This window comes from Bifidobacterium saguinibicoloris (assembly GCF_019331725.1).
Taxonomy (GTDB): domain Bacteria; phylum Actinomycetota; class Actinomycetes; order Actinomycetales; family Bifidobacteriaceae; genus Bifidobacterium; species Bifidobacterium saguinibicoloris.
Genome location: NZ_JAHBBF010000013.1, coordinates 16,530 through 37,935 on the forward strand (window position 1 = coordinate 16,530; position 21,406 = coordinate 37,935).

The 21,406-nt window shown below is 67.7% G+C and carries 13 protein-coding genes, 1 tRNA gene and 1 pseudogene; 4 read left to right on the plus strand and 11 right to left on the minus strand.

Going from position 1 to position 21,406, the window contains the following annotated elements:
• The first annotated feature begins 4 nt into the window (after window positions 1–4).
• Both KIH78_RS08360 and KIH78_RS08365 read left to right on the plus strand, forming a co-directional pair.
• Window positions 5–1,345: a ParB/RepB/Spo0J family partition protein gene (locus KIH78_RS08360; RefSeq protein ID WP_219131990.1), complete on the plus strand. Its 1,341-nt coding sequence runs from the start codon at window positions 5–7 to the stop codon at window positions 1,343–1,345.
• 188 nt (window positions 1,346–1,533) lie between these two features.
• On the plus strand, window positions 1,534–2,628 hold the full coding sequence (locus KIH78_RS08365) for an NAD(P)/FAD-dependent oxidoreductase (protein WP_219131991.1): 1,095 nt from the start codon (window positions 1,534–1,536) through the stop codon (window positions 2,626–2,628).
• Between the two features lie 154 nt (window positions 2,629–2,782).
• Here the strand turns inward: KIH78_RS08365 and KIH78_RS08370 are convergent, their stop codons facing one another.
• The 4 genes from KIH78_RS08370 to KIH78_RS10770 form a co-directional block, all read right to left on the minus strand.
• Window positions 2,783–4,675, minus strand: coding sequence for a hypothetical protein (locus KIH78_RS08370; protein WP_219131992.1), 1,893 nt, complete (start codon window positions 4,673–4,675; stop codon window positions 2,783–2,785).
• 122 nt (window positions 4,676–4,797) lie between these two features.
• Window positions 4,798–6,621, minus strand: a complete 1,824-nt coding sequence (gene murJ, locus KIH78_RS08375) for a murein biosynthesis integral membrane protein MurJ (RefSeq protein WP_219131993.1) — start codon at window positions 6,619–6,621, stop codon at window positions 4,798–4,800.
• Window positions 6,618–8,882, minus strand: coding sequence for a DUF6049 family protein (locus KIH78_RS08380; RefSeq protein ID WP_219131994.1), 2,265 nt, complete (start codon window positions 8,880–8,882; stop codon window positions 6,618–6,620). The genes murJ and KIH78_RS08380 overlap by 4 nt, the downstream gene beginning before the upstream one ends.
• Before the next feature lie 44 nt (window positions 8,883–8,926).
• Entirely contained in the window at window positions 8,927–9,808 is an 882-nt protein-coding gene (locus KIH78_RS10770) for an NUDIX hydrolase (RefSeq protein WP_214314689.1), read from the minus strand.
• Between the two features lie 84 nt (window positions 9,809–9,892).
• On the opposite strand from KIH78_RS10770, the pseudogene KIH78_RS08390 reads away from it, so the two are divergent.
• Window positions 9,893–11,299, plus strand: a pseudogene (locus KIH78_RS08390) (CCA tRNA nucleotidyltransferase); the annotation flags it as partial.
• Window positions 11,300–11,509: 210 nt separating this feature from the next.
• On the opposite strand, the gene KIH78_RS08395 reads toward KIH78_RS08390, so the two are convergent.
• From KIH78_RS08395 to KIH78_RS10665, 7 genes are all read right to left on the minus strand, one after another.
• Window positions 11,510–12,142, minus strand: a complete 633-nt coding sequence (locus KIH78_RS08395) for a LytR C-terminal domain-containing protein (protein WP_214314691.1) — start codon at window positions 12,140–12,142, stop codon at window positions 11,510–11,512.
• Between the two features lie 36 nt (window positions 12,143–12,178).
• Window positions 12,179–13,222 (minus strand): 4-(cytidine 5'-diphospho)-2-C-methyl-D-erythritol kinase, encoded by a 1,044-nt coding sequence (locus KIH78_RS08400; protein ID WP_219131996.1) that lies wholly within the window; start codon window positions 13,220–13,222, stop codon window positions 12,179–12,181.
• Complete coding sequence (gene rsmA / locus KIH78_RS08405) at window positions 13,219–14,220, minus strand: 16S rRNA (adenine(1518)-N(6)/adenine(1519)-N(6))-dimethyltransferase RsmA (RefSeq protein WP_219131997.1); 1,002 nt, start codon at window positions 14,218–14,220, stop codon at window positions 13,219–13,221. The genes KIH78_RS08400 and rsmA overlap by 4 nt, the downstream gene beginning before the upstream one ends.
• 94 nt (window positions 14,221–14,314) lie before the next feature.
• The gene (locus KIH78_RS08410) at window positions 14,315–15,847 is read right to left on the minus strand and encodes an aggregation-promoting factor C-terminal-like domain-containing protein (protein WP_219131998.1); all 1,533 of its coding nucleotides are present in this window, start codon (window positions 15,845–15,847) and stop codon (window positions 14,315–14,317) included.
• A 273-nt stretch (window positions 15,848–16,120) separates the two neighbouring features.
• Window positions 16,121–16,194: transfer RNA gene (locus KIH78_RS08415), tRNA-Thr, on the minus strand.
• 82 nt (window positions 16,195–16,276) lie between these two features.
• A complete protein-coding gene (locus KIH78_RS08420) occupies window positions 16,277–17,248 on the minus strand; it encodes a DsbA family protein (protein ID WP_219131999.1) in 972 nt (323 codons plus the stop codon).
• 146 nt (window positions 17,249–17,394) lie between these two features.
• Window positions 17,395–19,695, minus strand: a complete 2,301-nt coding sequence (locus KIH78_RS10665; RefSeq protein WP_236034523.1) for a serine/threonine-protein kinase — start codon at window positions 19,693–19,695, stop codon at window positions 17,395–17,397.
• A gap of 558 nt (window positions 19,696–20,253) precedes the next feature.
• Between KIH78_RS10665 and KIH78_RS08430 the strand changes: the two genes are divergently transcribed.
• Window positions 20,254–21,384 carry a glycosyltransferase family 2 protein gene (locus KIH78_RS08430; RefSeq protein WP_274608288.1) on the plus strand — a complete coding sequence of 377 codons (1,131 nt, stop codon included), beginning with the start codon at window positions 20,254–20,256 and terminating at the stop codon, window positions 21,382–21,384.
• Window positions 21,385–21,406 lie beyond the last annotated feature (22 nt).

A 21,406-nucleotide genomic window follows, 5' to 3' on the forward strand; every position in this document is an offset into this window, starting at 1 on the left:
CGATATGGCATCGAAATCCCGTCTTGGCAAGGGCCTGGGCGCACTGTTCCCCGACCTGCCGGGGGAGGAGTCCGAGAAGAAGGAGCTGAAGGTTTCACGTGAAACACCGTCCGCGGTGAAGCCTGTCGTGAAGCCCATCGCCCCTGCGCCTGCATCGAAGACCGAAGCCAAGCCCGCGAAGAAGACCTCCTCCAAGAACCGTCGCGCCGCCATGCCGACGCTCGACGACATCGCGCATCCGAGCGACATGTTCTTCAGTGATACCGTCGGCATCACGCCGGCGCCGGCGAAGAAGGCGATTACGGCTGTCGAGCCGTCGTCATCCGCTGATGCCGGAGAGAAGGACGACAAGGTTTCACGTGAAACACCGTCCTCCGCAACGGATGCCAAGGGCGATAAGGATACGGACAAGGAGCCGGAGCTCAAGCCGGTCGTCGGCGGATACCTCGCCGAACTCAAGCTTGACGAAATCGGACCGAACGCACATCAGCCGCGTACCGTCTTCGACGAGGACGACCTCAACGAACTCGCCGCCTCCATCAAGGAAGTCGGCGTACTGCAGCCGATCGTCGTGCGCAAGCGTCCGCAGGCGCAGATCGATGAGGCGCGCAGGAAGCAGGAGGGGCATAAGCCCGCCAACCGCTTCGACGGCCATCTCGACAGCCCGTACGAGCTCATCATGGGCGAACGTCGTTGGCGTGCGTCCCAGCTTGCGGAACTCGACACCATCCCGGCGATCGTCAAGACGACGGCCGACGACGACATGCTGCGCGACGCCCTGCTTGAGAATCTGCATCGCGTGGCCCTCAACCCGCTCGAAGAGGCGGCCGCCTACCAGCAGATGATCGATGAGTTCGGCCTCACCCAGGCCCAGCTGTCCAAGTCGGTCTCGAAGTCCCGTCCGCAGATCGCAAACACCCTGCGTCTGCTCAACCTGCCTTCTTCCGTACAGAAGAAGGTCGCCGCGGGCATCCTAACCGCCGGCCATGCGCGCGCACTGCTCGGCCTGAACGACACGGCGAGCATGGACAAGCTTGCCAACCGGATCATCGCCGAGGGGCTGTCCGTGCGTAGCACCGAGGAAATCGTCTCCATGGCGAACCTGGAAAGCAAGGAACCCAAGAAGCCCAAGACGAACAAGAACAACCCGTGGGCCGGCTCACCCATTCAGACGAACCTAGAGAACCGTTTCGACACCAAGGTCAGCATCAAGGGCACGCCGAAGCATGGGCGCATCGAGATCGTGTTCTCCTCGCCGGAGGACATGGACCGCATTCTCGGCCTGCTCATGCCGGACAAGGGCGACGCCTCCTCGTCGTCCGATGGCAAGGGGCAGTGGGTCTGATTCGGCTCCATACGCCGTACGTTCCGACCGCCGTCCAGTGAGGGTGATGCGACATGATTCATGTCGCATCACCCTCACTGTCATATGTGGCGTCATATGCGACGTTCCACGTGACGTTCATGCCACCCGGCGTATGCGTAGCGCCGAAAGACGCCGGGACGGACCGACGCTTTGATAGGGTGGGGAACATGACTTTGCGTAACGTGGTGATCATCGGTTCCGGACCCGCCGGATATACGGCGGCGATCTATCTCTCCCGTGCGGGGCTTCAGCCGGTCATGGTGACCGGCGCGCTGACCCCGGGCGGGCAGCTCGTCAATACGACCGAGGTGGAGAATTATCCGGGGTTCCCGGACGGTATCCTCGGCCCTGACCTGATGGACGCGATGAAGGCGCAGGCCGCGAAGTTCGGTACTGAATTCGTGCAGGCCGACGTCGAATCCGTCGAAGCGATGCCTGCCGACGGAAATGACGTTCCCGCGGACAAGCCGACGTTCCGTCTCACGTTGGATACGGGGGAGGGGCTGGATGCCCGTGCGGTGATCGTCGCGACCGGATCCACCTACCGCAAGCTCGGCGTCCCCGGCGAGGAGAAGTACTCCGGTCACGGCGTCTCCTATTGCGCCACGTGCGACGGCTTCTTCTTCCGGGACAAGCCCATCGTCGTGGTCGGCGGCGGCGATTCCGCGTTCGAGGAGGCGCTGTACCTGACGCGCTTCGGTTCGTCGGTCACATTGATCCATCGCCGCGGTGAATTCCGCGCGTCGGCCATCATGGTGGAACGTGCGCGTGCGAACGAGAAACTCACGCTGCTCACCGATACGGTCGTCACCGCGATCCATGGCGGCGTTCCGGCCGCGACGCCGTCGGTGTCGGCCGCTTCGACCGTATCCACGCCGGCTCCGGGCGGACTGAACCTCAACCTCGGCGGACCCGCCGGCGGATTGTCGCTCGGTGGCGGTCTGTCGTTGCCGCTCGCCGTACCGACGGCAGGCGAGGTGACCGGCATCGACATCCGCAACACCGTGACCGGCGAGACCGGTACGCTCACCACGTCGGCCGTGTTCGTGGCGATCGGCCACACGCCCGCCACGGGATTCCTCGGCGGTCTGGTCGACAAGGACAGCGACGGCTATGTGCTCGTCGATGGTACCGGCACATGCACCTCGCATCCGGGCGTCTTCGCCGCCGGCGACTGTGTGGACCGCGTGTACCGTCAGGCCATCAGCGCCGCAGGCATGGGATGCCGCGCCGCGCTCGACGCACAGGCCTATCTGGCGTAGGCGCGGCCCGACGCGCACAGGACAGGTTCCAGGTCGGGCGCCGAAACATACGCAGAACCCCTGCCAGGGAGTCTTTCGCTCCTGGCAGGGGTTCCGTCGTACTGACGCGTACGTGCCGCCGCTTATACGCGGTCTACGGTCGACGTGAGCCGGTTCAGCGACGGTAATAGGCGGCGGTCACATCGACGAGCACGATGTCATCCGCGGCCGCGCCATGCGCATTCGTGGACGTCTTCTTCTGCGAACCGCTGTCGCCGAACGGCACGTCGTTGAGGTTCTGTTCGGGCCACTGGTTCGCATCGTCGCCCTTGTTGCCGGAGTTCGAATTGTTGTGGAACGTCACCAGCGCCACGGTCAGCGCGGCCGCGATGAGCACCACGGCCACCGTGATCACCGCCACGGTGATTCGCACATTGCCAAACAGGCGATGGTCGGACAGGTTGTCGTCCGGTTCCGAAGACTCCTCCACGGACTGTGCGGGACGGGGCACGAAACTCGGCGGCAGCTGACCCACCGGGGACATCACGTACGATTCCACGTTCCCGGTGCGGGAGGTGCGCTCCGCATCACCCGTCACGATCGTCGAATCATCCATCGCATGCGGCGGGAACGACGGCGCGGCACCGGACGCCCCCGGCGCAACGGCACCGGACGCATCATGCGAGCCGGACGCACCGGATGCGGACGCGCCTTCCGGACGGGGCGGCAGCTCGCTGCGGATCGCGGACATGTCCAACGCCATCGTCGGCTGGTTCTCCGACATGATGGGGATGCGCGTGGTCTCCTCACCCGGACCGAACGTGTTCGGCATCGGCGCAGGCGCGGGATATGTCTGGAACGAGAACTCGTGGAACAGGTCTGCCGAGGCATCGCCGGGAATGGTCGCATCGATGTCGCGGCCGATCGCCGCACGGGGGATGGCGACCGTGGGCTGCTGACGCTGGCTCCTGCGTTCCGGCAGCGGGATGTCTCCGGTGGACGTGTCGGAACCCAGCGGGCCGCCCGTCGCGCCGGCGGCCAGATGCCACAGCGAACGGGGGCCGTTCACGTCGATGACCGGATCGGCCGGCAGCGATTCGAACGCCTCGCGGTTCTGGCGGGCCACCACGCGGTCCGCGTGTTCGGCAGCCTCCGCCTCGGTGGGCGCGTGGTCGATGGTGAGGTTGCGCAGCTTCTCCCGGGTCACCACGTCGTCCGGCAGCGACACCGGCTTGAACTGTGGATCGGCCTCGACCAGCGCGGCCATGGCGATGGATCCGTTGCCGGACTCGCCGGGAACGGCCAGATCGTGACCGGAGAGCTTGCCCAGCGGCGTCCATTCGCCCAACAGCGCGGTGAGCTCGCCCAGCGTGAGCATCGGCTCGCTGGCGTTGCCGGCCTCATCGGGCAGCTCCAGACCGCGGGCCATGATGACCTTGAATTCGGGCGGCAGATCGTCGGGCATGGCGTGCAGGTCCACCTGATCGATGGACAGCGCCGGCGCGCGCATGACCAGCGCGGCCATCACGAACGCGAGCTGGCGGATGGCGAGCTGCTCCACGGGGAGCTGCTCCTCCTCCTTGGCTGCCTCGCCCGTCGCGGGACGGGTCATGTCGACGAGCAGCGAAGCCAACGGCGCGTCGGCCAATTCCACGCCGCTGGTGGAGATGCGGATGGTGTCCACGCTCAGACGCGGCTCCTGCAATCCGGAGGCGATGCCGGCGGCCTCGCCGATCACCGTGCGGATGGCTTCGAAGCTGAACGTGCCGCTCGCCTTGCCGAGCAGGTATTCGTGCAGGGACAGTCCCTGTTCGATCTGTGTGACGAGCACGGCCGTCTGGCCGGCCTTGCGGAACTGGAGCACCGGATTGACGCCGGCCTTGCGGCCCACTTCCGTGGCCATGGACGAGACGGATCCGATGACGGCGGGATCGGTGACGATGAACAGCTGGCACTCGCGCGCCAGCACACGGTCGGTGGCCTTCCACGCCTGCAGGTACGAAACGTCTCGAAGCAGGGTGACCAGTGTGTATCGGTTGAAAAGCGTGTCTCCCAGCTGAGGCTTCATAGTTCCTTCGACTCCGTGATGCGTGACGGCCGCGCCATGCATGACTTCCGATGGCGCTGTAGACATTCTAGCCATGGGCATGCCCGTGTCGAAAGCGGTTTCGTCGGGGCTTTGCCCTTGCTTCACAGTTGCGTGTCGTGGGGGTGCGACGACACCGTGCGGGGTGTGTGGGGTGCGGTTCCGGAGGCGTCCTGCGGCATCGGGATGTCCGCGTTTCCGGCGTCGTCACTGTGGACGGCTTCGGACGCCGACGACGCGGCCGACGACGCCGGCGCCGGCGCCGCCGCGGCCGCGTCGCGACGGCCCGTCACACGGCGCAGCACGGAGGAGGAGAGCGCGGTGAACTCCTCGCAGCGCACCGCCATGAGCATGACCGCGTAGACGACCGCCGTGACCGCGGTCACGATCGCGCAGAACAGGAACGCCTGCATCCAGTTGAGGTGCTCGTGACCGGGCTCCAGCGACGAGCCCAGCAGGGCCTCGATCGGCCTGGAGAGCAGCTTGGCGACCACTCCCGCCACCACGGCCGCGACGAGCGTCTTCAGGCCGGTGGAGGCGATGCGGCGGCCGTCCAGGCGTCCGTCGAACCGTTTGCGCAGCATGACCACGAGGAACGGGAAGCTCAGCAGGTAGCTCAGCGAGATGGCCAGTCCGATGCCCGCCGTCCAGTACTGCGGCGGCGCGAGCAGCATGATGCCCACTTCGATGACGATTTGGATGGTGTTCGTCATGAGCTGGAACAGGAACGGCGAACGGCCGTCCTCGAACGCGTAGAACGTGCGTTGGATGAGCAGGTACGCGCTGGTGGCGGGCAGGCCGATCGTCAGGGCCATCATCGGTCCCGCGATGAGCTGCGCCTCCGGCACGCTCACGCTGGGCAGCAGCGCGATGGTGATCTCGACCGGCATGACGAGGATCGCCATCGTGAAGAACATCATGAGGACGAGCACGTTGCGCAGGGCGCCGCTCAGGTCGGTGCGCGCCCCGTCCATGTCGCGGTCCGCCACCGCACGCGAGATCTTCGGGAAGATGGCGGTGGCCACCGAGGTGGCGATGAGCGAATACGGCAGGATGTACAGCGTGAACGCGTTCTGGTAGGAGCCGTTGCCGGCGATGCCGTACAGGTCCCCGCCGGCAAACGGCGCGCCGTTGGAGATGCGGGCGTTGACGATGTTCGTGATCTCCTGCATGCCCATGACGCCCATGCTCCATGCGGCCACCGGGCCCATGGCCTTGAGGCCGATGCCGGACACGCCCCACTGGGGACGGTACTTCAGACCGCTGCGCATCAGTGGAACGAACAGGATGAGCGCCTGGAAGGCCACGCCGATCGTCCAGGTGCCGGCGGTGAGGAAGATCTTGCCCTCGTCCCAGAACTGGAGCGGCTGGCGGCTGGCCGGGCCGAACAGGACGAGGAACACGGTGAAGCCGGCGCAGCTGATGACGTTCGCGCCCACCGAGCTCCACGCGTAGGCGGTGAACTTGTCCTGCGCGGCGAGGATCTGCCCGAGCACGGTGTACAGCCCGTAGAAGAAGATCTGCGGCATGCACCACAGCGTGAACGCGTTCACCAACGCGCGCTGCGCGGGGTCCCAGCTCGAGTTGAGGTACAGGAGGGTGAGCAGCGGCGTGGCGGCCATCATGAGCAGGGTCATGGCCAGCAGGATCACCACGGCCAGGGTGATGAGCTTGTTGAGCCGTTCCTGCGCGTCATGCGCCTTGAGCGTGCGCACGATCTGCGGCACGAGCACCGCGTTGAAGATGCCGCCGGAGATGACGGTGAACAGCACCTGCGGAATCATCGAACCGGTTTGATACGCGTTGGCGGCGATGCCGGTGGTGCCGAGGCACGCGGCCAGCAGGATGGTGCGCACCTGTCCGGTGATACGAGAGGCCATGGTCCCCGATGCCATGATCAGGGAATTGCGGCCGACGTTGGAACTCATTCGTCGGGATCCTTCTTGCGGTTGAACTGACGCCACAGGCCCAACGCGCCGAGCAGCACGGCGAACCCGATGATGACGAAGCCGGTCTTGTCGCTGATCTTGAGCACGCACGTGACGTCCGTGTGCTGGACGGAACCGAACGAGCGGCCCTCACGGTCCTCGAGGGACACGCTCGCCGAGGTGGAACCGGAGGTGGCCGCGCGCAGCGAGAACGTGACCTGCGCCTCGGAACGCGCCGGCACGGTGACGGTGACGCGGCGGGAAGTGACGATCTCCGGGGAATCGGTGATCGACGAGACCTGGATGGTCACCGGATACGGCGTGACGTTGCTGACCGTCACCGGCATCGAGGCGGTCTCGGAAAGCATCGTCACCGCCTCCGAAGGCGTGAGCGTCACGCCGGACATCACGTCCGACGACAGCTGTCGCGCGCCCTGCAGCACGCTCGTCGCATCCGTGCCCAACGCGGAGGAGCCGCCGTCGGCGGCCATCGCGTGCAACGCGAGCTGGTCGTGCGCGGCCAGCAGGTCGGCCGCCCAACGGGCGGAACCGGTGAGCCGGGCGGTGGCCTTCGCGTCCTGACGGGCCAGCGCCTGCGCGTTGGACGAGCCGCTGCCGGAACCGGACGACGATTCGTCCTTCGCCAAAATGGCGTCGCGGAAACGCACGATGTCGTTGCGGGCGGACACCAGCGCGGACAGCGCGTCATGGATTGAAGCGGCGTCCGTGTCGCTCAGGCCGGACGCGTCCGGCACGGCGGCCTTCGCCTCCTCGCCCGTCGTGTACGGGGTGGTCGAGGCCAGCGTGTCCAAGTCGGTCAGCTCGAGCCACGGCGACGATTCCACCGCGCCCATGAACGCGTCGATGGTGGAGGCCGCGGCGTCCGCGGAGAAGCAGACCAGCAGGTTGCGCGCCGTGTACGGCTGCTCCATCTGATAGAACGCGCTCTGCGCGACGAAGCGCGCCAGACGCCCCGCCTCCGTGGATTCCGCCAGCGCCTTGCGGCTGGTGGCCTCGCCCTTGGCCAGGTTGCCCAGCTCGCGCTGCTCCACCAGCACGGTGACGTCGCCGGCGTCCGTGGGCACGATGGTGGTGCCGGTGTGCACGGTGTCCGTGCCGGTCGATTCGAAGTCGTACGTGGACACCACCGTGGAATAGCCCTGCCGGCGCGCCTCGGTGAGCGCCTTCAACGTCCATTTGGCCTTGCCCTGCCATGCGATGGCCGTGGACTTGGCCTTCTGGTCGCCCAGGGCCGCACGGTACCAGGCGGTCGCCGTGTCGGCGTTCCACGAGTCCGTGGTGACGCCGGCGTTCGTGTAGCCGTCCGCGTCGTCCATCGCCGCGTAGGCGGTGATGTCGAAGCCGGCTGGCTGGCTGATGGCGGTGACCTTCGGCGGGATGGCCAGGGCGGACAGATACGTGGGGTCGGCCACGGTCTGCAGCCCAGGGTGCTTGGACAGGGTCTGCGAGAGCGTGGTGTCGAAACGCGTGTGGTCGCCGTCGAGGACGGCCGCGGACAGGTCGCGGCGTACGGTGCCGTTCGCGTCGTCCGACGACGACGAGTCCGCCGCGTCGGAACCGTCCGATGACGTCGTCGCCGTCGACGTCGTGCCGTTCGTGACCAGTGATTCCAGCGACTGCGTGTCCACCGTCCAGTGGCCGCTCGTCAGCGGCATCGCCATCGTGATCTGCATGGCCGGCGTGGACGCGTTGGCGAGGCCCTCCGCGGAACGCGTCAGGAACGTGTGGAGCTCCTCGACGGCGCCGTCGTGCGCGTACGAGACGAGCAGCGGCTTCGGCCCCCATACGGTGATGGCCTCGAGCGCGTCCGTGCCTGCGGAGGCGTCCACGTTCACCACCGTGCTGTCGCCGGGTGCCAGTTCGGGCACATCGACCTCGCCGAGCACGGAGCGCGTGGGGATGGCGGCGCCCGATTGCGCCCACTCCTGGATGTCCGTGCGCGAGGTGAACGAGTACTTCGGGTTGAGCGACAGCGTGAACGTGCCGGCCGACCAGGTGTCCTGCGAGGTGTTGGTCACGGTGGCCATGAGATGGTAGCCGGACGTGGCCGTCACCGGCGACGTCGTGCCGTTGAGGGCGATGACCTGCCGCGCGTCGGCGTCCTGCGTGCCGTCCGTACCGGATGCGTCGGACGTCGAGGCCGTGTCGGACGTTCCTGATGTTCCGGACGCATCGTCGGCGAACGCCGGAAGCGCCACGGCTCCCGCCAGAAACGCCACGGCGAGAAGAAGTCCGGACATGGCGCGCCACCACAGGTGCGCGCGCCGTGCTGGGGCGTATCGGTTCACTCGTCTGCCTGCCTGTTCAGTTTCCTGGCGTATAGCCACGCGATCTTGCGTTCATTAGGGTAGCTGAGCACGTCGTCCAGATCCTTGAAATCGACCCAGATGGCGTCCTCCGCCTCGTGGTCCGGATCGCCTTCCACGGTGAGGTCGCCACCTATCTTCCGGAGCGCGAAATGGTGGACGAGTTTGTGGACGCGTTGCGTGGTGCCGGTGAACCAGTAGTCGATGGTGGCGATGGAATCCACCACCTCGCCCAGGATGCCGGTCTCCTCGTGGACCTCGCGCACCGCCGTCTGCTGCGGCGTCTCGCCCTTTTCGATGTGGCCCTTCGGCAGGCACCATTCCAGATGCCCGCTGCGCGAGTGGCGGGCGATGATCGCCACGCGGCCGGTCTCGTCGAACACGAGGCCGCCGGCCGAGTATTCGCGCACCACCGGCAGTTCCTGCGCGTCCAGCGAGGCGAACGTGGTGGGGCCGTCCGAGGTGCGGCGGCGCGGCATCATGGCCGGCGTGGGGGAGCGGCGGGCCGCGCGTTGGGCGGGTCCCGCCATGATGGCCGGCGTGACGACCGAGGTGACGGAGGCGTCACGCCGGTCGATGCTGGTGATGTGGGCGTCGCCGTCGTCCGGCGGCAGCATGTCCGCGATGATGTCCGCGATACGAACGGAAAGGCCGTCGTCGGCCGGTGCGACGTCATCGGAGTCGTCGTCGGCGACGGTCCCGTCGACGGCTGCGGCACGTCCCCCGCCCGTCACATCCGGACGTGGCGACGAGACCGACGTGTACAGCAGCACGTCCTCTTCCAAGCCGTTTTGGGTACGGTTGGCCGCGGCATCGTCGGCATGCCTCAGCATGCGCGCTAGGTCCGCGGGCGTAATCATGCCTTCCACCTTACTCAAGTCTGTGTGCATGTCGAGTGACGGTATGCTGGTAGCGGCAAGAGGAAACGGTCCGAAAGGGTTGTCGTGAATTTCGAAGTATGGCCTGAAGCCATGGAACTGGGGCGCATGTTCGCCGCCGAAGGATACGAGCTGGCGTTGGTCGGCGGTCCGGTGCGCGATCTGCTGCTGCATCGCCGCAGCCACGACCTCGACTTCTGCACGTCGGCCCGCCCGGAACAGTTCGAGCCGATCCTGCGGCGCTTCGGCCACGACGGCTTCTGGGACATGGGACGCAAGTTCGGCACGCTCGGCGCGATGCGCCGGCGTCCCGACGGCACCGAAGTGAAGGTGGAGGTCACCACCTACCGTTCCGACACGTACGATCCCGACTCCCGCAAGCCGGAGGTCGCCTACGGCGACACGTTGGAAGGCGACCTGTCCCGTCGCGACTTCACCGTCAACGCGATGGCGCTGCGCGTGCCCGACCTCGAGTTCGTCGACCCGTTCGGCGGCGCCAACGACCTCGCGAAGGGCATCCTGCGCACGCCCGTGGACCCGCGGCAGTCGTTCGACGACGACCCGCTGCGCATGATGCGCGCCGTGCGGTTCGTGGCCCAGCTCGGCTTCCGCATCGCGCCCGAGACCGCCGAGGCGATCAGCGACATGACCGAACGCATCGGCATCGTCTCCGCGGAACGCGTGCGCGACGAACTCACCAAACTGCTCCTCAGCGACCGGCCGCGCGACGGCGTCGAAGCGCTCGTCGAATCCGGCCTGGCCGACATCGTCCTGCCCGAGATCCCCGCGCTGGAACTGCAGATCGACGAACACCACCGTCACAAGGACGTGTTCGAGCACACGATGATCGTGCTCGACCGCGCCGTCGCCCTCGAAACCGGCGACGACGGACCGGTGCCGCGGCCCGACCTGACGCTGCGCCTCGCCGCCATCATGCACGACGTCGGCAAGCCGAAGACCCGACGTTTCGAACCTGGCGGCAAGGTGAGCTTCCACCATCACGACGCCGTCGGCGCGAAACTCACGCGCAAGCGCCTCAAGGCGCTGCGCTTCGACCACCACATCGTCGAGGACGTGAGCGAACTGGTGAACCTGCACCTGCGCTTCCACGGCTACGTGGACGAGCCGTGGACCGACTCCGCCGTCCGTCGTTACGTCAAGGACGCCGGACACCTCTACGAACGGCTCAACCGCCTCACCCGCGCCGACGCCACCACGCAGAACCGCCGCAAGGCGCACATCTTCGCCACCGCGATGGACGAGATGGAGGCGCGCGTCAAGGAGCTCAAGGAGAAGGAGGACTTCGACGCGATCCGTCCCGACGTGGACGGCAACGAAATCATGGAGATCCTCGGACTGGCCCCCGGACCCGAGGTGGGCCGCGCGTACCGGCACATGCTCGAATACCGTTTGGACAACGGCCCGGTGGAGCACGACGTGGCCGTGGCCGAGCTGCGGCGCTGGGCGGGGGAGAATGGGCTGACGGACGAATCGGACGAATCGGACGCACAGCCTGCACCGGACACGCAGGACGCACCAGACGCACAGCCTGCACAGAACTGAGCCCACGCGGCGCCGACGATATGACGAAGCCCGGAACCTCAATGGTTCCGGGCTTCGTCATATCGTCATCGGATCCGCTCGGCGGCTGTGCGCGCGTGCGTACGGCCGCCGAACGCCGCGTCAGTTGACCTCGGTGTGCTTGACGGCCTTCGGCAGGCCGGCCTTCTGCATGGCCTCGGCGCTCTTGCAGCCCTCGAAGTCCTTGATGGTCGAACCGCGCTTCTTGAGCTGCGCGTCGGTCTTGAAATCGTTGAACGTGGCGCCGATCACCACATCCACCAGACGGTCCTGGCGGTCGTCCATCACCATGACCGCGTCCGTGAAGTAGGAGTTGAGCGTGTACGCCGGGTTGATGGCGTTCACGCCGTAGTAGATGGTGGTGCGCCGCACCTTCGTGGAGGTGAAGTTGTCGGCCAGGACCACGTTGAACTGACGGTCCGTGAGCGCCTCCTTCACCGCGCCGGCCAGACCCATCGAGCTGGTGCCGTTGAGCACGCGCACCGGCACGGTGGCGGGCTCGGCCCACGCCATGGCGCTGCCGTCCTCGTTCTTCGCGGCGCACGCCACGGCCACGCCGTAGTTGGGCTTCTCCTCCTTCTTGACCTGCTCGTCCACATCGATGATCCTGAAGTAGAACAGGAAGGACACGACAAGCGCCACCACGAGGATCGCCGCCGTGATGGAGAACACGATCTGCTGACGGCGTCGTACATACGCCTTGCGTGCCTCGCGCTCGTCATACTGTTCCGCCATGCGCTTTACCCTTTCGTTCGCTGTGCTGTCAATACCTTAGCGTGCAACCGTGACGCTGCCCGCGGAGTCCATGGAGGCGTAATGCGGCCGGATGAGCGGCTTCGCAGGCGCCTCGGCGGCGATGATGCGGTCCACCGCGCCGCTGCGCCGCCACGTCTCGGCCACCCGTTCCCGGACCTGCGTGGTGGGGACGAACGCCACCACCGAAGGGCCCGATCCGGAGACGAACGCGTGCCGCGCGCCCGCCCGCAGCGCCTCGTCCACGGCCGTGCCGCTGCGCGGATGCAGCTCCACCGCGGCCCGCTGCAGATGGTTGCGGTGGCCGTCCCCGGCGCCGACGCGGTCGAAGGCCGCATACACCTTCGGCGTGCTCAGCTGCGCCTGATAGGCACCGACGAGCACCTCTCCGCAGTAGCCTTCGGCCCGCAGCGCGCGGTCCATATCGGAGCCCTCCTCGATGGGCGTGATGATCTCGCCGTAGCCGGTGCCGCGCGCGTAGCCTCCCGCCACGCAGAACGGCATGTCCGCGCCGAGCGTGGCCGCCACCTTGCGCAGGCGCGCCACCGGCCAGTCGAGCCCCCACAGCACGTTGAGCGCGAGGATCGTGGCCGCGGCGTCGGCGGAGCCGCCCGCCAGACCGGCCCCCACGGGGATGCGCTTGTCGATGGACAGCGCCACGTCCGGCGTGCGTCCGGCCTCCTCGGCCATCGCGAACAGGGCGAGCACCGCGTGGTTGCGACGCATGTCGGCGGCGCCGGACGCCAGATCGCCCAGATGCCTGCCGGCGAGGTCCAGCGAGAACCCGGATCCGGCCGGTTTCGCGTCGGCGGTGACCGTGTCGGTCAGGCTCAGCGCGCAGTAGATGGTGTCGAGCTCGTGGCGGCCGCCCCATTGCTCGTGGGCGGGTCCCACCTCCAGCGTGAGGTTCGTCTTCGCCGGGCAGTCCACGCTGACGGACACGGGAAGGGCGTCGTGGTTCCGGCGTCCGTGCGACGCATCGGCCGTTCCAGCCGTTCCCGCCGTCCCGAGCGGCCCGTTCGCGGCGGCGAGGTCCGCAGGCGACGCGACGGCGGAGGTCATGCCGTCACCTCACCATCGCCGTCGTCGGCCGTGGCGCCCGCGGCGCCCGCGGCGGCGTCTGCGTCGTCGTCGGCCGCCTGCGCGAGGCACGCCTTGGCCAACGCGGTGAACTCGCCGATGGTGAGCGTCTCGCCGCGGCGGGTCGGGTCGATGCCGGCCGACTCGAACGCGCCGGCGGGCACCGTCTTCTTCAGCGCCGCGTGCAGCGTCTTGCGCCGCTGCCCGAACGCGGCGTCGATGAGACGGAACGTCTCGCGACGCAGCGCCACGTCGTCGGCGCCGTCGTCCGTGTGCGTGCGATGGAAGGCGACGAGTGCGGAATCGACGTTCGGCGCGGGCCAGAACACGTTGCGTCCGATGACGCCGGCGCGGCTCGATTCGCCGTACCAGGCGAGCTTGACGCTGGGGGTGCCGTAGATCTTGCTGCCGGGCGTGGCGACGAGACGGTCCGCCACCTCCTTCTGCACCATGACGAGGAACGATTCGAGGTTCGGGAAGCGTTCCAGCAGGGTGAGGATGATCGGCGTGGCCACGTTGTACGGCAGGTTCGCGACGAGCGTGAACGGCTCGCCGTCGGCGAAGTCCGTCAGGTTCTCCGGGGAGACGGTGAGGGCGTCGCGGTTCACTATGGCGAGGCGTCCGGACGCCTCCGGCATGAATTCGGCGACGGTCTGCGGCAGGCGTTCCGCCAGCGGCGGGTCGATCTCCACGGCCGTCATGCGCGCGCCGGTCTCCAGGATGGCCAGCGTGAGGGAGCCCAGTCCGGGCCCGACCTCGAGCACGTGCGTGTCGGCGTCGACGTGCGCCTCACGCACGATGCGGCGCACCGTGCCCGGGTCGATGACGAAGTTCTGTCCGAACTTCTTCGTGGGGCTGACGCCCGCCTCCGCGGCGATGCGGCGGATGTCGGCCGCGCCGAGCAGGTGTCCGGTTGCGGCGGTTGCGGCGGGGGAGTCCGGTTCCTCGGATGCGTGACGTGTCGATGTCGTGGTGTTCATATCACCTTCCGCGATTGCGATGGGTATGCGTTGGGGTCTGCGATGGGTGGTGGCGATGCCGGTTCGTGCGATGGCGCGCGGAACGCTCCGCCGATCAGTACCAGTTGTGGGCGAGCCACCAGGTCTTCGCCTTGGTGGGGGAGCCGTAGCGCTGCGCGATGTAGCTCAGGCCCCAGTCGATCTGGACGGCGCCGTCGTCCTTCCAGCCGGTGCCCATCTTGGAGCCGGGGAGGGCCTGCGGGATGCCGTAGGCGTCGGACCAGGGGTTGTCGGCGTACCACAGCCAGCCGGATTCCTTGTTCCACAGCCACACGAGCGTGTCCCACTCGGTGCCGGTCCATCCGCGCTGCGCGGCGGCCGCGGCCGCGTAGGTCTGCGCCTGCGCCACGGTGGGGTGCCACAGGCGGCCGCTGCCGGAGTTGGACGAGGATCCCGAGTTGCCGGAGTTGCCGGAATTGCCGGAATTGCCGGAGTTGGAGTTGCCCGAGTTGTTGGAATTGGAGGAGTTGCCGGAGTTGTTGGGCTTGTTCGAGCTGCCCGAATTCGAGTTGCCCGAGTTATTGGAGTTGTTGGAGTTGCCCGAGTTGCCGGAATTGTTCGAACCGGAGTTCGAGGAGTTGCCCGAGTTGTTCGATCCGGAGTCGTTCTTGGAATCGTCCTTGCCGGAGTCGTTCTTGTCCGTCTTGTCGTTCTTGGACGTGTCGGAGTCGTCGTTCTTCGAGTTGTTCTTGCCGGCGTCCGCCTGGCCGTTGCTGGTGTCCTGCGGGTCCTCGACCTTCTCCGGGCCGACGGCCACGATCCTGTCGAGCGCGATCTTCGTGGTGGTCTCGCTGACGAGCGTCTCGCTCTCCGCCACGCCGTCCACGTACGTCACGTCGTACACCTGCGTGATCTCGCCGTTCTGGCCCTCCTGCTGGATGACCGTCTGCCCCGGATCCAGGGAGGAGTCGATGACGGTCTGCGTGCCGTACGGCACCGTCTTGACGCGGGTCTCCTGGCCGTGGGTCACGCGCTGCACGCGCAGGATGGTCTTGCCGCCGTCCTCGGTGACGCTGACGCGGTCCTCCTTGCCCACGTTGATGCCTTTGGAATCGAGGATGGATGCGGCCGGCAGCTTGCCGTTCGGGGCTACGGAGGTCTTGCCGTCGGCGATCACCGTCACCGGGCCCTCCTTGTTGATGACCAGGCCGCCGGTGAGCTGGTTGTAGATGTTGTCGATGTTGACGGTGACCTGCTGCGCCTGCTTCTCGTTCGCCTTGAAGAAGCCGATGAGCTGGTCGGCGCTGTCCGCCACGGTCCAGAACGGGATCTCCTCGCCGTCCACGTTCACCGTGGTCTGATAGGCGCTGCGCACGCTCACCACCGCATGGTCCGTCAGCGTGCTGCCGGAGGAGGACTTCACCACGTCGTGCGTCTTCACGTCGACGCCCTGCTCCTCGAGCAGACGGTCCACGGTCATCGCGTAGGTCTCGACGGTGGTGGTCTTGCCGTTCACGTCCAGCGCCACCGCCTTGCGGGTGGAGAATCCGAAGCCCGCGGCCGAGGCGGCGACCACCGCCACCACGCACACGGCCACACGGATACGGCGCAACATCACGAATCGTTGCGGGGTCCATCGCCGTGCCATAGTCATACCTCTTTCCCGCCCGGAATTCGGCGCGTTGGCGCGACCGGGCATACCGGTGCCATCGTAGCGCAACAAGTGCAAAGAAAAAGAAAAAAGGGGGCGGGAGAGAAGGGGAAGTTCCCGCCCCTGTAACCGGGACAGGAGTTGGTTGGGGGACACTCCTGCCCTGTCTAGGGAACCAAAATCGGGGGAAGGCTCCTAGACGCTTACCCGTGTTAAGTCTGTATCGCGCCCCCGGCGCACAACTAGTATACGCCATCCCTGAACACGACGAGCCTCTTGTCGGGATCGAACCGACGACCTGCCGCTTACAAGGCGGCCGCTCTGGCCATCTGAGCTAAAGAGGCATGCGCGTGTTGCCCTTCGCGGCACACGCGCGGGAGACCAGCATACACCATGGGCCGCCCGAGCGGGCGGCCCATGACGACGTCACTTGCCGGTGGTGAGGGAGATCGGTTTGCCGCTGGCGCCGATGGACGGCAGCGTGCCCTCCTGGCCCACCTGGTCATCGGTGAGGCCCAGGGCCTCCACCAGGCCCTTGTCCGCCGTCAGCGAGGCGGTGGAGAGCTGGTTCATGTCCCAGAAGTGGCCGTTGATGGTGACCGTCGGCGTGGTCATCGAGCCCTTGAGCTGGCCGGAGACGTTCGCCAGCTCGGTGCGCTTCGGCGTGTACGTGTCGATGGCGTCCAGCCACTTGGTGTACTTGTCGGTCACGGCGGCATCGGCCACCTTCTGCGCCACGCCCGCGTTGACGGCCTGCTTCTTCATCTGGTCGTCGGAGGTCTTCTTGCCGGAGTTCTCGGCCGGCTGGAAGTCCTCGGCGTACATGTTCGTGATGAAGCCGAGGATGTGGCTGGCGTCCTTGTCCTGCTCGGTGATGGACAGCAGCATGTTGGCGGCGCGCGTCGAGTACTCGTCGGAGCTCCAGCGGTCGCCGAACGACATCGGATGCAGCTCCAGGTCGATCTGGCCGGCCTCGACCAGCTTGGTGATCGTCTCGCCCGCGGTGCGTTCGAAGTTGCCGCAGCCGGAGCACATGAAGTCCATGTAGACGGCCACGGTGGGGGCGTCGTCCACGGTCTTGCCCACGCCGTCCTTGGACAGGATGACGCCGCCCTTGTCGTCGGCGGTGCTCGGCTTGTCCTCCACCTTCTGCAGCGCGTCGTACGCCTCCTGGACGGTCATGTCGCTGCCGGCGGCCGAGGTGTGCGCCTTCCACAGCGCGATGCCGGCGACGAGCGCCAGGACGGCCACGATGGCCACGACGATCGCGCCGATGATGGTCTGCTGCCGGCGTTCCTTCGCCGCCTGCTCCGCCCTCGCCTTCGCGGCGGCCTCCTCGGCCGCGCGGCGCGCGGCGCGCGTCTTGCGTTTGTCCGTCTTGTTCGCGTTCGATGCCATCGGTGGTATGTCCTTTCCCCAATATCAAACCGAAGACCAGCCCCGGTCCACAGACGGCCGCGATGCGGGGTGTGGACGGGCATTGAGCGCCAGTCTAGCCCAGAGCCCCGCACAATACGGGGCTCCATCGTTGAATTCCGGGTGAACTACGCCACCGGCGGATTGCCGCGCGTCACGCCGGCACCGAGCCGCAACGTGGCCGTGTACGGCCAGAACGCGGCGACGAGCCATGCCGCGGCGGCCATGAACGCAAGTGCCGCGCCCGTGGCGGACAGCGGCCCCTCGACCGGCCAGGGCACCTGATATGGCCAGATGCCGCCCGGCGTGGGCGTGGGCGTGACCGGCAGCTGGAACACCAGGACGAGCGCGGTCATGCCGGCCACGTCGACGAGCAGGAACAGCAGCGTGCGCGCCACGGCCATGGCCAGCGCCTTGAGCAGATGCCAGGGCATCTGCACGGCGCGCATGGCCGCGTCCGAGCCCCTGCGTTCGCCGCCGCGGCGCTCCTCGCGGGTGAGCTGCGCGTCGGCGCTGCACCCGATGGTGAGCAGCACCCAGAAGATGACGGCGGCCGCCACGACGCCGGCGGTCGGCGTGATGACCGCCGCGACGGCCGGCACCACGGTGAACGCGAACAGCGGCGCCTTGCCTCGCTGGAGATAGCGTATGCGCGCCTCGACGGCCGGGTTGGGCGCCGTCGGTCCCATCTGCGGTCCCATCCGCGGCGGCTGCGGGAATCCCGAGACCGGCATCGGTGCGGACTGCATCGGCATGGGCCGCATCGGCGTGACCGGCATGGTGGCGGGCGCGCCGTTCCCGGTCGGAGGCATGACGGCGGTCGCCTGCGTCGCCGGCTCACGCAGGAACGCCGGCACCGTGCCCGTCACGGGCGCGACGCCCGGACGGGCGTCCGTCGCAGGGGTCTGCGGCGGCAACGCGGCGGTCGCGGAACCGACGCCTCCGTCCGATGCCGTCTCCTGCTGCGGGCGATACGGCACGTAGGCGGGCGGCATCTCCTCCGGTCCGTCCGTCTCCTCCGGCTCTTCGGCGGCCGCCGTCCCGTCGTCGTCCGACGTGCCCGCAAGCCGTCGCAACCGGCGACGCGATTCGTCCGTCGTCCGTCCGGAACCGTCCGGAATGTCCCAGCCATGCCGCATCGCGGGCATCACCCGGGTACGCGACGGCAGGACGGCCGGGACGTCGGGCACCCCATCGTCGGCGAGCATGGCCGTGGCGTCGTCGGCGTCGAGCGGATCGCTGGCCAACGCCACCGTGCACTGGTCCGGACGCAACGCGCGCGTCGCGTCCGTCACGGCGTCCCAGTCATCGCCGTCGCGCCATGCGGCGCGCGCCGACGCGGCGGGCGGCATGACGGCCGTGGCGGCGGTCGCCGGCATCATCCGCGTGCCGGGAAGCGCCGCCGTGCCGGACAGACCGGACGGGGCGTCGGACAGGACGGCCGTGGCGTCGCCGTCAAAAGGGCGCATCACCTCGGTGGCGTCGCCCGTCGTATGAGGCAGGGTGCTGTCGAGCGTGTCGTCGTCGAGCGCGGCGAACGGGATCAGCGCGTCCAACGCGATGGCGTGCAGCAGCTGATCGGGCGTGCACCGCTTCGCGGGATCGGGATTGAGGGCGCTGCGGAACGCGGTCAGCGTATGCACCGGCAGGCCGGCGAGATTCGCGTTGCCGGACGCCTCACGCTCCAGGACGGCCATCATCGGCTTTGTGCCGAACACCGGCTCGCCGGTGGCGGCGAACGCGAGCACCGAGGCGACCGACCACCAGTCGGTCGCCTCGCTCGATTCGGCGCCGTCGATGATCTCCGGGGCGATGAACCCCGGCGTGCCCATCACCAGGCCGGTGCGCGTCACGTGGCTTTCGCCTTCGCCCATCGCGATGCCGAAGTCGACGAGCACCGGGCCGGACGCGGACACCATCACGTTCGTCGGCTTGATGTCGCGGTGGATGATGCCCGCCGCGTGCACGGCGCGCACCGCGTCGATGAGCTTGCGGGCGAGCCGCTCCAGGTCGTCGCCCACGTACTTGCCGTTCGCGGCCACGTCGTCCTTGAGGTTCTTGCCTTCGATGAGTTCGGTGACGATGAACGCCACCGCGTCGTCGAGCTCCATGTCGACGATGCCGCACACGCCGGGATGGTCCACGCGCTTCAGCGCCATCGCCTCGCGGCGCAGGCGCTCGCGCGCGGTGACGTTCTCCTTGAGGTTCGGGTCCTGCGGTGTCCGCACGCCGGGGTCCGCGCCGTCGCCGGACGCCTCGTCGGACAGCGAATCGCGCAGGATCTTCATCGCATACACCTGTCCGCCGTCGTCGTGCACGCGCCACACCGAACCCATCGCGCCGGAACCCAGCCGGGAGATGAGGGTGTAGCCGCCCACCACCTCGCCCGGACGGAGGTTCAACGCGCTCAAATCACTCATGGCACCCATCCTATCCATGGCCCGGGTATGCCGGAGCATATGTGCCGGCCGTCGCCGGCCATGCGTGTTGCACGGTGCCGTCCGTGGCGCTTCCGGGCTCCGTAGGCGTCGTTTCCGTGCCAAGCCTGGTGCGGAACCGACGCTTAGGAGGTTTGCGCGGCGTTTCCGGCCACTCTGTGGCACGCCGGCGATGCTGATGACGTCATCAGCGGCGTATGTGTGCCGATCTTGGCACGGAAACGACGCTGGGGGCTCCGTAGGCGTCGTTTCCGTGCCAACGGGTGTATGGCCGCAGATGACGTTGGCTTTCCGCCGACGGCGTTGGCACGGACTCGACGGTGTTGGCGCGGATCCGACGGTGGTGGCACGGATCCGACGGTGGTGGGACGGTGACGGATGCGGGATGGGCGTGCCCATGGCCCGCGCCCGCGTTCGCCTCCTCTCTTCACGTCCCGTTCGCCCGACGGCGTTACGCTGGTGCGCATGGAACGTGAGTCGCAGCAGGAACCGTCCGCATCGTCCGCCGCGCCGGAGGTGACGCCGGCGGCGGCGCCCGTCGGCGAACCGCTGGTCAGCGTCGTCATCCCCGTATACAAGGTGGCGGCGTACCTCGACGCGTGCGTCGCGTCGGTCACGGCGCAGACGTACCGGAACCTCGAGATCCTGCTTGTCGACGACGGCTCGCCCGACGAATGCCCCGCGATGTGCGACGCGTGGGCCGCACGCGACCCGCGTGTGCGCGTCATCCACAAGGCCAACGGCGGCCTGTCCGACGCGCGCAACGCCGGCATCGCCCAGGCGACCGGCGCGTACATCTACTTCGCCGATTCCGACGACACCCTCGCCCCGAACCTCGTGGAGGACTGCCTCAAGGCGATGCACGAGTACGACGCCGACCTGGTGATGTTCCAGTTCGACACGATCTCCGATTCCGGCAGGCCGCTGCTCTCCGACTACCGGCACAACGACTTCTCGCACGTGCAGGTGCTCACGCCCGTCGAGGCCGTCAAAATGCAGGTCAAGGCCGAGATCGACGGCTACTTCTGGGCGTTCCTCGCGCCGGCGTCCACCTATCAGGGCAGCGGGTTCTCGTTCCCCGTGGGGCGCAAGATCGAGGATCTCTCGCGCATCTGCGAGGTGATCGGCGCCGCCACACGCGTGGTGCGCATCCCCGAGGCGCTGTACCACTACCGCATGCGCGAGGGGTCGATCACCGCCGGCCTGGACCCGCAGCTGATGCGCGACTGGATGAAGGCCGCCGACGACCGCGAGGCGTACGTCGTCGGCCGGTTCCCCGAACTTAAGGGGTTCATGAAGCTCCAGCAGCTCAACTTCTTCGCCAACCTCGACTACGAGACCATCCGCCAGTCGCTCATCGCCGGGCTCAAGATCGACCCGGAGGACGCGGACCTGATGCGTCGGCGCATCGAGGGCCTGCGCCGGGACGTGGAGCATGGCGACGGCGACGAGACGATCCCGGACACGCTGCGCGACCTGCTGGGGCTGCTGCGCCTCGCCATGTCCAAGGGCTCCGACGAGCGGGCCGCCGACGCCCACCCCGGTCTGGCGGACCTCTTCCACGACATGCGCGAGGATTGGCGCCAGATGCGCGTCCAGTGGGTCGGCGCCATGCAGGAGGCCATGCGCGAGAAGGGCTCCGAGCGTGTGGAAGTCCGTCGGGACAACGCGACGGAGTGACACGAAACGCCCAGCGAAAGCG

Excerpts from the sequence above, each read along its gene's own strand:
- KIH78_RS08360 (WP_219131990.1), top strand. The coding sequence starts at position 5 with ATGGCATCGAAATCCCGTCTTGGCAAGGGCCTGGGCGCACTGTTCCCC.
- KIH78_RS08365 (WP_219131991.1), top strand. The coding sequence starts at position 1,534 with ATGACTTTGCGTAACGTGGTGATCATCGGTTCCGGACCCGCCGGATAT.
- KIH78_RS08370 (WP_219131992.1), bottom strand. The coding sequence starts at position 4,675 with ATGAAGCCTCAGCTGGGAGACACGCTTTTCAACCGATACACACTGGTC.
- murJ (WP_219131993.1), bottom strand. The coding sequence starts at position 6,621 with ATGAGTTCCAACGTCGGCCGCAATTCCCTGATCATGGCATCGGGGACC.
- KIH78_RS08380 (WP_219131994.1), bottom strand. The coding sequence starts at position 8,882 with ATGTCCGGACTTCTTCTCGCCGTGGCGTTTCTGGCGGGAGCCGTGGCG.
- KIH78_RS10770 (WP_214314689.1), bottom strand. The coding sequence starts at position 9,808 with ATGATTACGCCCGCGGACCTAGCGCGCATGCTGAGGCATGCCGACGAT.
- KIH78_RS08395 (WP_214314691.1), bottom strand. The coding sequence starts at position 12,142 with ATGGCGGAACAGTATGACGAGCGCGAGGCACGCAAGGCGTATGTACGA.
- KIH78_RS08400 (WP_219131996.1), bottom strand. The coding sequence starts at position 13,222 with ATGACCTCCGCCGTCGCGTCGCCTGCGGACCTCGCCGCCGCGAACGGG.
- rsmA (WP_219131997.1), bottom strand. The coding sequence starts at position 14,220 with ATGAACACCACGACATCGACACGTCACGCATCCGAGGAACCGGACTCC.
- KIH78_RS08410 (WP_219131998.1), bottom strand. The coding sequence starts at position 15,847 with ATGGCACGGCGATGGACCCCGCAACGATTCGTGATGTTGCGCCGTATC.
- KIH78_RS08420 (WP_219131999.1), bottom strand. The coding sequence starts at position 17,248 with ATGGCATCGAACGCGAACAAGACGGACAAACGCAAGACGCGCGCCGCG.
- KIH78_RS10665 (WP_236034523.1), bottom strand. The coding sequence starts at position 19,695 with ATGGGTGCCATGAGTGATTTGAGCGCGTTGAACCTCCGTCCGGGCGAG.